This is a genomic window from Aquimarina aggregata (assembly GCF_001632745.1).
Lineage (GTDB): Bacteria > Bacteroidota > Bacteroidia > Flavobacteriales > Flavobacteriaceae > Aquimarina > Aquimarina aggregata.
Genome location: NZ_LQRT01000046.1, coordinates 392057 through 406651, shown reverse-complemented (window position 1 = coordinate 406651; position 14595 = coordinate 392057). Strand labels below are relative to the sequence as shown.

The following is a 14595-nucleotide window of genomic DNA, read 5'->3' as shown; positions in this document are numbered from 1 at the left end:
ATGATCAATCAAATAAACATAATATATTGGTGCTTCCTTTCTTTAGTTTTAGGAGGTAGTCTTTTTACCTCTAAAAATCCATCTGAATTTCTAGAGGTACCTCATAAAATTATGATAAAACATCCTGGCGAAAAAAAACCTGTGCAAGTCATATTATTTGAGATTCAAAACGAAGCAGGTTTTCCTGTTCAATACCGCATGGATGTTAATTCCGTAATATGTCTGGCTCAAGTTTGTAAGGTAATTCCTGTAACCTTGTATTGGAGTAATACAGGTCAATATCAACGGTATGAATTGCAAAAAGAAGCAACATTAGAAAAATACGAAGCAGATTTGTTTGAAACTGATGATTATGTGAAATTAGATGCTATTCTAAAAAATGATGATTCTCCTTTTAAGGATGTATATATTGAAGATATCTGGACAGTACCTTCTACATTAAGTGAAGAAGTGGATGCTATTTCTGGAGCTACGATACTAGAGCTAGATGAAAAAGATACAGTACCAGGAGCAGCTCTTACCTGCTATACGTTATGGCATTGGGCCAATGGAAATATTGTTTCCGAGATCAAAAATTGTACAAGTATATCAGTTTCTAATGAGCAATTAGAAGTATTTATATCACATCGGGATGTAACTTATTTTGATATAGCATTACAAGCGTTACAAGATAGAAATTTGTACGAAGCAATATTTGTAGATGCTGTTATGAACAGAATTTTAAAAAATGAAGCATTACTCGATAGAGGCTTTACTTATTTGGAGAAAGCACCAATTAAAACTTATTTACAAGTAGCTTCAGTATTGTTTTTTAAAGGAGAAAAGCTCCAAAAACTAGCAGCAATGCGTTCATTACTTGAAGTAGATACTAAAGTGTCTGTAGCATATTTAGAGGAGTGGACAGAAGTCATATCAACCCTTGGAACCTTTCAAGAAGTATCTGCATTATTGGATTTAATAGAAAAAAAGGATATAGATTCAGAAGAAGTAAATACATCTGTAACACCTCTTCTTCAATCAGAATTTTTAATAGCGAGACGGGCTTATTGGTTTCTGTACAAGCAACGATTGAACCCATCTCAGATAAAAGTAATAAAAGCGTTTCAGAAGAAATATAAAGCAAGATTATGAGGTTGTTTTTCCTTTGTTGAGATGAGTAATGAACTCACTTAAATCTTAAAAGTTTACATGAATCCAATCAATAAGGTACCAGTTCTGATTTAAAAATACTCAAATAAAACACGAGGGTCTTTTATTTAGGCAAAAAAGAAAATACAGACATAGCAGATAGTAGATAAAACACTTAAAAATATAATTAAAGACACATGAAAAAACATACACTATTTGGGTTCGTTTTAATCTTTTTTTTTAGCTAGTTGTAAAACTATGAACGTTTCTAAATATCCTACCATTGGATATTTGGAATCATTGCAGCCAGAATTTTATAAACTCGTTTCTAAACAAACGATCATTGAAGTTATAGCAAGCGGTCATAACTGGACAGAAGGCCCCGTTTGGTCACCTAAAGAAGAATGTTTGATTTATTCTGATGTGCCTAAAAATATCGCTTATAAATGGACGGAACAAGAGGGGGCGAAACCTTTTTTAAATCCAAGTGGCTATTCTGATACAATATAAAGAAACGGAGGTAAAGGATCGAATGGATTAGCTTTAGACAATCTAGGATGTTTAATTTTATGCAGAAGTGGAGATCGAGAAATTGCAAGTATGATTACCTCTTTAGATAATCCAGAACCTAATTATAAAACTATAGTATCACATTATAAAGGTAAAAGATTTAATAGCCCAAATGATTTGGTTATCGATAAGAAAGGGGATATCTATTTTACAGATCCGTATTTCGGCTTACCTAAAGACAGACGAGAAGAATTGAATGAACAAGGTTTTCAAGGTGTATATAAAATTGATAAAGAAGGAAATGTAAAGTTATTAACCAATAATTGGCCCGGGCCAAATGGTATTGGGTTGGCACCGGATAATAGGACTTTATATATTACAAATACAAGACCACCAGGATTAATAGCATTCAACCTATCCAATACAGGAGACCTAAGTAATCAACGTATTATTTTTAATGCACAAGTATTAGTTAAAGCGAGTGTATCGAAACAAAAACCAGATGGAATGGTTATTAATAAAGACGATATTATTTTTATGAGGGGGCCAGTTGGAGTGTTAATTATCACTCCAGGAGGAAAGCATTTAGGAACTATAAGAACAAATAAACGGACTTCTAATTGTGCATTTAATGAAGATGAGACAGTGTTATATATTACCTGTGATGATTTAGTACTTCGCGCTATTTTAAAATAGTTAGAGAGGATTATAGGGGTAAAATATTGCACACATAAGATAATATCAATCGTTTAAATATGTTTGATTTTATTGAAATTGTGAAACCAAATAAAAAATAAATTTAGCATGCGATTACGCCTTATTCTTATTGGCTTTTTAGGACTTGTTTTAAGTTGTAAAACTAAAGAGACAAGCAAAGAAGAATTACCTAAAAAGCAACTTAATGTTTTATTTATTGCTATCGATGATTTACGACCAGAAATTGGTGCTTATGGGTCGGATATTGCAATAACTCCAAATTTAGATAAGTTAGCCAGTGAAGGTTTGTTGTTTAATCGTGCTTACTGCCAAGAAGCTATTTGTAGTCCATCTAGAGCAAGTTTAATGACTGGTGCTCGTCCAGAAACTATAAATGTCGTTGAAAATTTCACATATTTTAGGGAAGCTAATCCAGATATTATAACCCTTCCGCAACATTTTAAAAATAATGGATATGAAACTGTGCATACAGGAAAGATTTATCATAAACCAGCTTTCGCAGATTTGGAACTTTCTTGGAGTAGAACACCGGCAGTTCATAAAATGACTGTAGAAAAAAGTACAACACCAGGAGGGTTTGCCAATCAAGAAAGTCAAGAAATGTTCAAAAAGAACAGAGCTGATATGATTGCAAAATATGGTCCAAATGCTCCAAGAAATGGCTTGGGTAAAGGACCAGCATATGAAAGTGCAGATGTGCTAGATACTTTTTATGAAGACGGTTATAATGCAGAATTGGCTATAGTGACTTTGAAAGATATGTTAGAAAAAAATCCTACTAAGCCATTTTTTTTGGGTATGGGAATGAAAAAACCGCATTTAGATTGGTTAGCGCCAAAAAAGTATTGGGATTTATATGATCCGAAAGATATTAAATTAGCCAAACATAAGAATATGCCAGAGAATGGCGCAACTATGGGGTTACACCCATCGTTTGAGTTGCGCGCGAGATATGGGATTCCAAAGAAAGGAGATATTGATGACGAGATGGCAAAAACGTTAAAACATGCTTATCTAGCTTGTGTATCTTATGTTGATGCACAAATAGGAAAAATGATTAAAGGTCTTGAAGACACTGGAGTAAGGGATAATACCATTATCATTATCTGGAGCGATCATGGTTGGCATTTAGGTGATATGGGAATTTGGGGTAAAGCAACAAATTATGAAATTGGAACAAGAGTGCCATTAATGATTTGGACACCAGATATGTCAGAGCAGAGTAAAGGTAAAACTACAGATGCTTTGGTAGAATTAGTAGATATGTATCCAACATTGGTTGAACTTGCAGGATTAGAAAAGCCATCTCATCTAGAGGGGCAAAGTTTTGTGCCACTACTTGAGAATCCTAATCGAAAATGGAAAGAGGCTGCGTTTAGTCAGTTTCCAACACCTGCATTGAGAGAATGGGCAGCAAATCCTTTGTCAAAAGGTATGCGTGAAACTTATTTTGGACCTTTGATAGAAGAGGTAGAAGGAAAAATAATAGAGCAACAAGGTGAAAAATGGGATAGAAATTTGTTTGAAAATAACCTTATGGGGTATGCAATGCGAACGAATAGATATCGATTTATTGTATGGAAAGATTATAAAAATAAAGATAAAGCTCCTGTTTTTGTAGAGTTATTTGATCATAAATCAGATCCTAAAGAAACTGTAAATATTGCCCAAGATAATCCTGAAATTGTAAAAAAACTTATGAGTCAATTTGATAAAGGTTGGGAAGGGAATATAGCAAGATAAATCAATGAACAGTACCCATACACATCGTCATCTATTATTAAAAAAAAATACTTTTATTTGCCTTATTGCTACTTTAAGTTGCGCCGCACAATCTAATAATAGCCAAAAGAACTCTATGAATAATGAGATGTTTTCAGAATATGAAAATGTAATCACATTAGAAAAACGAAACCGCAGAAAATTTGATAATGCTGTTATTGCAGATTTAGATCAAGATGGTTTTTTAGATTTATTATTAACTGAACATGCAAGACGTGTCGAATTATATTGGAATAATAAAGGAGTATTTAAAAAAGGAGATCCTTTTATTTTTGGTGATACACATGGCATAGCCGTTGGCGATTACGATATGGATGGTCGTATAGATATTTTAGTTCAACCTGGCGGTGGAGATGGTAAAAACCCACGAAAACTAAATTATTTTCAGGTTAACAAAGACCGAATTATTCATGGTGGAGACGATTTTAAACACTTTGAAAGTAGTCGTGGCCGAGCAGTAAAACTTATAGATATAGATCAAAATGGCTCGTTAGATTTATTGACCTCCGCATTTCCAACAGTTAAAAACTTAGATAAAGGTAATAGATTGTACAGACGAGATGAACAAAAAAACTTTAAGTTCATTAACTATTTACCACATGCTGATCGTATAAGTATGCGTACATCACTAACCGATTTTAATAATGATGGCTTAATGGATGTTATTTTTCATGGTGGGAAAAGATTAGTGGTAGTTCAAGCCCAGACAAATGGAACTTACAAAGATGTCACTGACACTGTTTTTGCTGGGGTTACAAAAATTAATAATACTAATAGTATTTCCGAAATAGATTTTGATAACGATGGTGATTTCGATTTGTTTTTAACACGTTCAAAGTTACCTTTCCCTTCAGAAATTGACTATGACGAAGCAAACCAAAGATTCTATTTTTTTGCAAGACGAAAACCTTTCGATTTTAAACTTAAAGTAAAGGGCGATTTAAAAATTGAAAACCTTCAAATGGCGTTTCCAAATTTTGATGTCTACATCGGAAAAAATAAAAGCGAATGGCAGCGCACAGAAGACAAACATGGTCATCATGATTTAACGTTAAAATCATTGGAAAATGAAGGGTTTCCAAGGGATTTCTTTAAAAAAGGATTATATATTGGTTATTTGGGTGACGGTATTTGGCGTGTTGCTGGACATACCGACTCACCCACAACGGCAGTAATTCATAATGTAATTGAAAAACCAGAAATCATAGAACTTAAAAGCATGCCTGCCAAATTACTCGAGAATCGTGATGGCAAATTTTTTGATGTTACCAATGATTTAGGTATACATATTAAGGAACAAACCAGTAGCTCAGCAATGGGGGATTTTAATAACGATGGATGGGCAGATATTTTTGTGGTTCGTTTTGGGAATTCAGCAAGTGAAACGAAACAGATTTTATATTTAAATCAAGAAGGTAAAACATTTATTAGGTCAGAATCACACAGAATTGTTACTAAAGAATTAGGAGCAACAGGAATGGGAGCCGACGCTTTTGATTATGATAAAGATGGTGATTTAGACATCATTTACTCCAATGAACGGGGAAAATGGCATTTGTTTACAAATAATAGCACACCTAATTCCAATAATTATGTCGAAGTTAATGTTGGGTATTCGCCAACTGGTAAGGCCACAGCAATGGGAGCAATACTTACTTTTAATGCATGCGGAAATACTTACAAGCGTGTTGTTGGCCAAACATCGTCGTCGTATTCCCATAGTTTAAATACCTATTTACACGTAGGTTTGGGAGAATGCAAAACTATTGAAAATACCAAAATAACTTGGACTAACGGAGAAACAATTACTCTTGATATAAAAGACTTGAATAAAATATATTCAGTAGGAAAAGCAAAACTAAATGATTAAAATCAATATTTTGAAGTTGAATATAACAGCAGCAATACTATTACTGTTAAATTTAAATTGTTCTGCACAACAAAAAACAGTTTCAGTTGAAGAAAACTACAAAAACTGGAACTGGCAAAATGTACATGTTGCAAAAAATAAGTACATTAGTTTAGCAGTTGTGCCAGAAGCTGGAGGGCGAATTTTAGAATATAATTTAGGTGAAGTACCATCATTATGGTTAAACTCCAAAATGTTGGGAAAAACATTTCCAGCAACCGATGAAATAAAGCAGAATGAATGGAGAAACTTTGGAGGGTATAGATTAGTACCATTACCTTATGAAAACTGTTCTGTAGATAAAGAAGGTAATAAAGGAAAGCGTTGGCCACCACCAGTAATTATTGGAGCAGCTACATATGATGTTAAAGTGGGTAAAAACAATTTAGGATTTCAGACCATTGAAGCTACTTCAGGAAAACAGAAACTACCAGTACCTAAGTTTTTTAGAGATACAGGTTTCGTATACCCAGATAAAATAGAAGAGGAGTTACAATACTCTAGAATACTTTATATTAAGCCTAATAGCAGCTTAGTATACATAGATCATACGCTCAAAAATGTGGGGGACGCTCCTGTAAAGCGTGGTTTAAAAATATCGAGTCAGCATATTTCAGAAACTGAGTTAGGTATGCATGATGGTGAAAATTATGTGGCATATGTGCCTTTTAGTAAAGAACTGAAGTTACCAAATGGAGAACAATTTGAAATAACAACAAATGCAGAACAACGTTGGCGATATGTAAATCGTAATCGTTTTAAATTGGATAAAGAGAATCCAGAACATGTAGAGAAATATTACAATCATGGGACAAATTGGAATGGAGAAGTAGCACCAGGAATTTATGAGATAGCGTATGATTACAACCAAATGGCAGGTATACATATGATTGCTTCAGAATCTTGGTTATGTTACGTTAATAAGAAAACAAATACTGCTTTTGCGAAAATTTTGGAGCCTTATAACTCTGATTTGGAATATGATCAAGGTTTGAATAATGCTATTTTTTGTAGTGGCTTATCAGAAGGATATATTGAGACAGAGGTGCAAACACCACTTTATAAATTAAATCCAGACGAAAGTTTTAATTATAGAGAAATTCATGGTGCTGCACAAATAGAAAATGCACCAGTTCTTGCCGTTAACCTAGCAGGTGTAACAACTAAAAAACTGACTGTTATTAAAAATTCAAATAGAATTACCGGTAAATACGGTGTTTTTAATGAAGGTACGGCTGTGCTACAATTCAAATCAGGAGATAAAGTATTAATATCTAAAGATATAGGATTAGTTAATCCTCTTGAAGTTTTTAAAGTAAATATTTCTTTGGTCAAGCCTAAGTATTTTGATACTATGCAAATTGTGATAATTGACACAGATAAAAAAGAAACTCTTTTAGATGTATTATATTTTCAATAAATGACAAGAAAACTTTCATATTTGATATTACTTTTTTTAAGCTTGTCTTGCATAAACATGCAAGCACAATCTAATGAGGTTATAGCTAAAGAAAAGATTAAGACGCTTAAAAAACTCATTAAAGATTTAGAGAAGCAGAATATTACAGCATTTAAAGAAAAATTAGCAATTGCAACTGCAGAAACATTTTTAGAGTTTGCTAATTGGGATGAAAAAAATGTTGAGGAAAACACCAGAATCAATAAGATTGAGCATTTTTATAAAAAAGATGCAGAACAGATGGCTAAAGATTTAGCAGAATTTGAACGGAAAGATGTTATGCTCCTACTTGATGAAACTATTAAGTATGCTTCAAAATTGATAAGTGGAGAATATAAGAGAGCACCTTATATAAGACCTGATTGGTCGAAGCTGAAATTATCAGATAATCGTTTGTTAAATGGTGTTAAACCTGTATTTCTATCTGATTACACATGGAAACCAAGGTCAAAAAGGCTAAATACTTATTTTGGAGATTTAAATAATTTCTATATAAATCCAGTGCAATTAAAAAATGGAATAAATACACTGGACTCAAACGTTAAAGATAAATTTTTAAACAATTTATCAGATAATGCTGGTTTTGTGTTTATTGGACATAATCCTCCAAAATGGACAACAAAATCTTATGGAGATGATTTTACTAAATTTCATGGTTTTCCTTTTACATCGTATGATATTGATAATCCTGGAGCTAGAATAATGTTATCTAATTTATTTAAGATAATTGTGCCAAAATTAGCTGGAACAAAATATACCCAATTTGGTTATATGCTCGCTAACGAACCACGTTGGTCTAACTATACAGATGGTAAAAAGAAAGTATATTTTAGAGCGGATGTTTCAAACTATACGATTCAAAAATTTAAAAAATGGCTTCAGAAAAGACATAAAACAATTGAAAGGCTAAATACACTTTGGGACACTAGTTTTAAGAATTTTGAAGCTGTATCCTCTGCTCTTCCGATAGATTTATCAGAAAGAGGAACGGCAAAATGGTACGATTGGACGACTTTTAATGATGAACGAGTTACTGATTGGTTTGTGTTTATGAAAGCAGAAATTCGTAAATATGATCTAAACGCTAAGATTCATTTAAAAATTATGCCTTCAATATTTACAGATAATGATCCAGATTCCGGTATTGATTTTGAAACGTTAACGCAACTTAGCGAAATTAATGGTAATGATATTGCTTCGCATTACAATAATAAAAAGAAAGAGATTAGGGATTGGGAAGTGGATTATGCTTGGGGCTGGAGAGAATTATATATGGGTTACGATTTTTTAAAATCTGTACAACCCAAACAGATTAATTTTAATTCTGAAAGTCATTTGTTAAGTGGTGCTCATGTTCGCGATTTGTATATGAACCCTAATTATGCAAGATCAGCATATTGGGCAGCACATACTTTGGGATTAAATGTCACACAAACTTGGTATTGGCCAAGAAAAGTAGATGGTTCATTAAGGAAGGGAACAGGAAAAGGTTATCCAGGGTCAAACAACCAGCAACCACGAGTGATTTTCGAATTGGAAAATACACTTTTAGATTTGAATCGTTTTTCTGAAGATATTACAGCAATTCAAAATCAACGTAAACCAATTCGTATTTTTTATTCCAAAACAAATGCAACTCAAAAATCGACTTATATGGATGAGATTTTTGAATTGTATGAAAATCTAAATTTTGAAGGATTATCTTTAGGTTTTGCCACCGAAAAGATTATTAGAAGGATTAATAATTCTGAGTGGGATGTTATCCTAGTTCATAAAACAGAACAAGTTACTTCTTATGAATTAGAAGCACTTCAAACATATTTAAACAATGGTGGAACAATTCTAATAGATGAATTTAGTCTTAAGGGAAATGAATACAATGAACCAATTTCTAACTTAAACGAAAGTAACGGTAAATTGATTGCTGTACATTCTTTGGAAGAAATGAAAATGAAAGCATTTACAATTTTAGAAAGGAATGCTAATTTACCTTCATTAGAAATTATTGAGAATAATAGAAATGATGCTAAAAAATGTATTTGGAGATTAATTAAAAATAAAGAAGGCAACGCAATTTTATCTATAATTAATGTGGGAAAAGAACGTATACAATTGACTATAAAAAATAGAAAAAATAAAAGTCAAATCAACTTTAAAGACAAAATTAAGGGGATTCAAATTTCCGAGAAACCAACAATAGAACCTTATGGCGTTCTATTCATTGAGGAATTGAAAAACTAATGACTTTACTTAAATTTAAATGATGAATTATTCAAAAAAAATAGTGGCATTATATAGTGTTATTGCCCTTATAGTAAGTTCTTGTAATGATACCAAAAAAGAAGGCGCAGATGATACTAAAAAGGAAACAAAACAGTTAGTAGCTAAAGTGATAGAAACACCAAAGCGACCAAATATTTTATTGGTTTTATGTGATGATTTAGGATATGCAGATGTTGGTTTCAATGGTTCAAAGGATATAAAAACACCAGCTTTGGATGCATTGGCTTTAACAGGAACAAAGTTAACATCAGCATATGTTCCTCACCCATTTTGCGGACCAAGTCGTGCAGGTATAATGACAGGTCGTTATGCACATACAATCGGTGCTCAGTTTAACTTACCTCCAAATAGCGAAACAATAAGTAAAGGAATTGACGTCGGTGAGACTTTTATGAGTAAAGTTTTACAAGAATCTGGATACAGCACTGGATTGGTTGGTAAATGGCATCTTGGGGCTGTCGATAAATACCATCCGAATAATAGAGGTTTTGATGATTTCTACGGTTTTCTGGGAGGTGGACACAATTATCATCCAGCAGATTATAAAGCTAAGTATGCAGTAGCAAAAGCAAAGGGTACGAAAGTAATATGGGATTATTTGAGTCCGTTAGAACATAATGGTAAAGAAGTTGTAGATGACAATGAGTATTTGACAGATGTTTTATCAAATCAAGGTGTTCGATTTATACAAGAATATTCTAAGAAAGACGCCCCTTTCTTTTTATTTATGTCATACAATGCCCCTCATACACCTTTAGAGGCAAAAAAAGAAGATTTAGAGATGTTTTCGAACATAGAAGATAAAAATCGTCGTACATATGCTGCAATGGTTCATGCAGTAGATCGTGGGGTTGGTAAAATGGTTGAAGCTTTAAAAACAACAGGCGAATATGAGAATACACTTATTATTTTCTTTAGTGATAATGGAGGAAAGTTAAGTAAAGGAGCAAACAACTTTCCGCTTAAAGAAGGGAAAGGAAGCGTGTATGAAGGAGGTTTCAGAATTCCTATGTTCTTTCATTGGCCAGGAAAAGTAGCTTCTGGGATGATTTATAATTATCCAGTATCGGCCTTAGATTTATATCCTACTCTTACGGCTTTAGCCAATGCTAATAGTAAAATCCCTGCTGATAAGGTATTGACCGGAAAAAATATATGGGATGGTTTTTTGATGAACAAAGAAGTAAAGCAAGGTGATTATATCTTTACTATGAGACATAGAACTGGTTTTAGTGATGTCGGTGTACGCAGTGGAAAGTGGAAAGCTGTAAAAGCAAATGATCAAAAGTGGGAGCTATTTAATATCGAAGAGGATATTGAAGAATCTAATGATATTAGTGCTAATCATCCAAAAATTCTTAAAAAACTAATTTTAGAAGCAGAGGCTTGGAGTAAAACACATATTCAACCAAAATGGTGGCATAACAAAAAAACGGGAGAAGAGTGGACCAAAGATAAAATGCCACATTTTGAAAAGACATTTAGTATTGATTAATAGAGTTTTAATTGGATCAATAAATACTCATGAATTCCTGTATAACATGATAATTTTTTGATGATACTAAATATTTGTTGTTTGTTAAAGACTTCATAGAAATATGAAGTCTTTTTTTTAAATTATAAATATTGGTTTAATGATACTTAAAAATTTAAACACTTACTTAGTTTAGAAGTACATCATTTATCCCGATTTTATGGATTACTTGCTTATATTTATTTCTTATAGCAGGTATTATAAAATTTAAACATTATTCTGTGCCATCAATAAATGATCCAAAAGAAATTGGCTTAGGTTTTTTATACATAATAATTGGATTAGGAATCTCTATTTTTTTCTGTAAGGGATGTAAAATATAAACTTAGGTAAGACTATATTTAGCTGTTTAATTTTACTGTAGATTAATTGTTCTTCTACGAATAAAGATGATAAGATAATTCAGTGTTTTGGTAATTTAATGTATGCCGAATGTTTTTAATAAAAGTAGTTTTGTATCACTCTACTATACTTGTACAAACTAAACAATGACTCTTATCTTTTTCCTACTTAATATTTTAGCCTCGAGAAGTCTCAGACACCAAGTTGTTTTGCTCAAAATTTCTTAATTAACAAAACTTAAGATTCTTAATATAAGGTCTTTAATATGTTAGTTTCCATGTACTATTTATTTAACGTTTCCAAAAGATTGATCGTCTATATCTATTATTAATTGTTTTGGATGGTTTAGCGTTTTTAGAAATTTAAACTTTAGAAACAGACTTAATTTCCTAATAGATGGGGAATAACCTTTTGTTCTTTATAAGGACAGACTACGTCATATTTATTTATAACCAAACTATTAAACTATCATAAATCTTAAAACCTATTAACTATTTAAAATGAAAAAAAATAATTTTTTTATACTTGTTGCAATTTTATTTGTAACATTCAATTCTATTGGTCAAGGATTCGATGAGAAAACCTTTGAAGAAAGAACCCGTCCATATGGAGAAGCAGATAATCCAGATATCTCATGGAAAATACGTTGGGATAGATCTGATCTTTTTAAAAATGATAATTTTCCGGATCCTGATTTTAAATATGATACGAGAAAATGGGCAAAAACCCCTGAAGATGTTCAGACTTGGGTTTGGAGAAACAAACAAAATATCGAACAGCGAAACGGATCTTTATTTATCACAGCTAGGTATAAAGAATCTGGTTTTCCAGAAAAAAGAGTTTCAAAAGGCTGTATAAATGGATCTCCTGATCCTAATACTGCGCCTGTTAGATTTTCAACAGGAATGTTGAGGGGGACTACGCCTGATTTTGTTTACGGTTATTATGAAGCAGCTGTAAAAGGTAGTGCAGGTTTCCCTGGAGTTTCACCAGCATTCTGGTTGTATAATACTATAAAATCAAATTCTACAGTTGGTAAGGTGAGGTATTCAGAAATTGACATCGTAGAAATTACTCAAGAAGGTACAAGTCCGGCAACAAGAAAAATAATGGATCATAATTTACATGCGATTACTAGTGCTTCAACAGTACAACAATTTGACCCATCAATTAATGTGCCTGTCGGAGCTTATAAGCCTAGAGTAGGTTCTAATGGAGATCTTACTGTAGGACCTATCGCTTCTGTAGGGGGAAGAAGATGGTGGAGACCTAAGCAAAATACTGCAGCGCAGAGGAATGAAACACACGAGTTTGAGCCACGCGATATTAATATTTTTGGTTGTTTAGTTACTGAGCAAGAAATTGTTTGGTATGTAAACGGTAAAGAAATAGGAAGAAAGCCAAATGTTTTATGGCAAAATGACCCATCAAACCCTATGAGAATTACTTTTTCGTTAGGAATTAGAGCTCCTTATACTCAATTCTGTAGTAATAGATTTGTACTGCCAGATCCAAGTGTATTAAATAGAGCTAAAGATTTCTTTCCACAAACTATGCAGGTTTTATATGTAAAGGTATTCGAACCAACAAGTGAAGCCACAACAAAAGTAGCTGTGGATAATGTGGTTATAGAGCAGTCTGAAGTGCCATTACGTGTAGGAGGAAATACAATACTTACTCCAGTAATCGCCCCTAAAGAAGCAACAAACAAAAATTTTACGTTTTATAGTGTTTCAGGTATGGATGTAGCTAGAGTAGATTCTAAGACAGGTGTAGTCACTGCTTTGAAAAAAGGTTCTGCAACTTTTAGAGTTATTACAGAGGACGGAAACTTCTTTGATGATATTACAGTAACCGTTGCAGAAAACCCTGGGCAAACTAGCAATACTAATATTCCGATCCCACCTGGATCTGCTGGTTTAGTACCAACTGATGCTGGTAGTGATGGCGATGGTACAGATGGTTCTAATTGCGAAAATGCAGCTATTTGGTTAAAATCTAATATTTATATTATTGGAGATAAGGTTCAACTAGATGAAAAATTATATGAGCTAATGTTTAGTAATGGTAAGTGTAAACCAGGTGGAGATTCTGAGTGTTCAAGAAAACAATGGAAAGAAATTGGGTCATGTGATAATGATAAGTCAGAATCTTTATCATCTATTGATAATAAAATAGAGGTGTATCCTAATCCAACTGTGAATACTGTTAATATAACTTCTAAAAAAGGAGCGACAGTTTCAATTATCAACCCTAAAGGAAAAGTGGTAAGAACAAAAACAATCAAGGGAAATATCACTTCTTTTGATACACAGGATTTGCCAAAAGGTTTATATCTTGTTAGAGTTAAAAAGAATAACAAAACAGTAACTAAGAAACTTATCATAAATTAACAAGAATTAATAAAAGCTTTTTAGTTTTTACACTCAAAATAATTGTTATGATAGTTTAATAAATCTCATAAATATCCTCGTAATTTTAAAATTACGAGGATATTTACCTTAATCGGAATTAGAATTCATCGATTATGAATACAGCGGGTTTTTCGGATTGCTAACGTTTGTTTCAAATATGGAATTATTGCGATTATTTAATAAATTTAAAAATTATAGAAAGTATTCTTGTTTTTGGTTTTATTGGATTTCTTACCCCAAAGGCTGTCTATTTATGATTGTTTGATTAAAGCGTAGTATTTACTTAAATTAGAGTTGATTAAATTTAAAACCCAATGAAAAGTAACAGGATATAATTAATCTTTGTGAACTCAAGAATTGATTATATAAAAATATGTTCTCAAGCTTTAATTTGAATTAATAGATACTCTATAACTAAAAGAAGATAAAATAGACTGATTTTCAGGTAATTTGGTGTATGTAAAATGTTTTTAATAAAGATATTTTTGAATGATTATTTAAAATAAACACAAACATG

9 protein-coding genes are annotated in these 14595 nt (G+C 32.3%); all 9 read left to right on the top strand.

Translation table 11 applies throughout. The annotated features are described in order from the left end of the window. The 9 genes from AWE51_RS22685 (at window position 1) to AWE51_RS22650 (ending at window position 14057) form a co-directional block, all read left to right on the top strand. The gene (locus tag AWE51_RS22685) at window positions 1-1131 is read left to right on the top strand and encodes an FMN-binding protein (protein WP_066318632.1); all 1131 of its coding nucleotides are present in this window, start codon (window positions 1-3) and stop codon (window positions 1129-1131) included. 255 nt (window positions 1132-1386) lie between these two features. Then, window positions 1387-1638: a hypothetical protein gene (locus AWE51_RS26245; protein ID WP_082832571.1), complete on the top strand. Its 252-nt coding sequence runs from the start codon at window positions 1387-1389 to the stop codon at window positions 1636-1638. Window positions 1639-1728: 90 nt separating this feature from the next. Continuing rightward, window positions 1729-2334, top strand: a complete 606-nt coding sequence (locus AWE51_RS22680; RefSeq protein WP_394332242.1) for an SMP-30/gluconolactonase/LRE family protein — start codon at window positions 1729-1731, stop codon at window positions 2332-2334. 108 nt (window positions 2335-2442) lie between these two features. Then, a complete protein-coding gene (locus AWE51_RS22675; protein ID WP_066318629.1) occupies window positions 2443-4098 on the top strand; it encodes a sulfatase in 1656 nt (551 codons plus the stop codon). Window positions 4099-4102: 4 nt separating this feature from the next. Further along, window positions 4103-6007 carry a CRTAC1 family protein gene (locus AWE51_RS22670; RefSeq protein ID WP_082832569.1) on the top strand — a complete coding sequence of 635 codons (1905 nt, stop codon included), beginning with the start codon at window positions 4103-4105 and terminating at the stop codon, window positions 6005-6007. Window positions 6008-6017: 10 nt separating this feature from the next. Next, complete coding sequence (locus AWE51_RS22665) at window positions 6018-7466, top strand: hypothetical protein (RefSeq protein ID WP_157766201.1); 1449 nt, start codon at window positions 6018-6020, stop codon at window positions 7464-7466. 57 nt (window positions 7467-7523) lie between these two features. After that, window positions 7524-9746, top strand: coding sequence for a beta-galactosidase (locus AWE51_RS22660; RefSeq protein ID WP_157766200.1), 2223 nt, complete (start codon window positions 7524-7526; stop codon window positions 9744-9746). Window positions 9747-9768: 22 nt separating this feature from the next. Beyond that, the gene (locus AWE51_RS22655) at window positions 9769-11283 is read left to right on the top strand and encodes a sulfatase family protein (protein ID WP_066318620.1); all 1515 of its coding nucleotides are present in this window, start codon (window positions 9769-9771) and stop codon (window positions 11281-11283) included. 881 nt (window positions 11284-12164) lie between these two features. Continuing rightward, window positions 12165-14057, top strand: coding sequence for a T9SS type A sorting domain-containing protein (locus AWE51_RS22650; RefSeq protein ID WP_066318618.1), 1893 nt, complete (start codon window positions 12165-12167; stop codon window positions 14055-14057). The last annotated feature ends 538 nt before the right edge of the window (window positions 14058-14595 follow it).

What these genes read in the sequence shown, in the direction of transcription:
- AWE51_RS22660 (WP_157766200.1), top strand. Translation starts at nt 7,524, where the DNA reads ATGCAAGCACAATCTAATGAGGTTATAGCTAAAGAAAAGATTAAGACG.
- AWE51_RS22680 (WP_394332242.1), top strand. Translation starts at nt 1,729, where the DNA reads ATGATTACCTCTTTAGATAATCCAGAACCTAATTATAAAACTATAGTA.
- AWE51_RS26245 (WP_082832571.1), top strand. Translation starts at nt 1,387, where the DNA reads ATGAACGTTTCTAAATATCCTACCATTGGATATTTGGAATCATTGCAG.
- AWE51_RS22685 (WP_066318632.1), top strand. Translation starts at nt 1, where the DNA reads ATGATCAATCAAATAAACATAATATATTGGTGCTTCCTTTCTTTAGTT.
- AWE51_RS22655 (WP_066318620.1), top strand. Translation starts at nt 9,769, where the DNA reads ATGAATTATTCAAAAAAAATAGTGGCATTATATAGTGTTATTGCCCTT.
- AWE51_RS22650 (WP_066318618.1), top strand. Translation starts at nt 12,165, where the DNA reads ATGAAAAAAAATAATTTTTTTATACTTGTTGCAATTTTATTTGTAACA.
- AWE51_RS22675 (WP_066318629.1), top strand. Translation starts at nt 2,443, where the DNA reads ATGCGATTACGCCTTATTCTTATTGGCTTTTTAGGACTTGTTTTAAGT.
- AWE51_RS22670 (WP_082832569.1), top strand. Translation starts at nt 4,103, where the DNA reads ATGAACAGTACCCATACACATCGTCATCTATTATTAAAAAAAAATACT.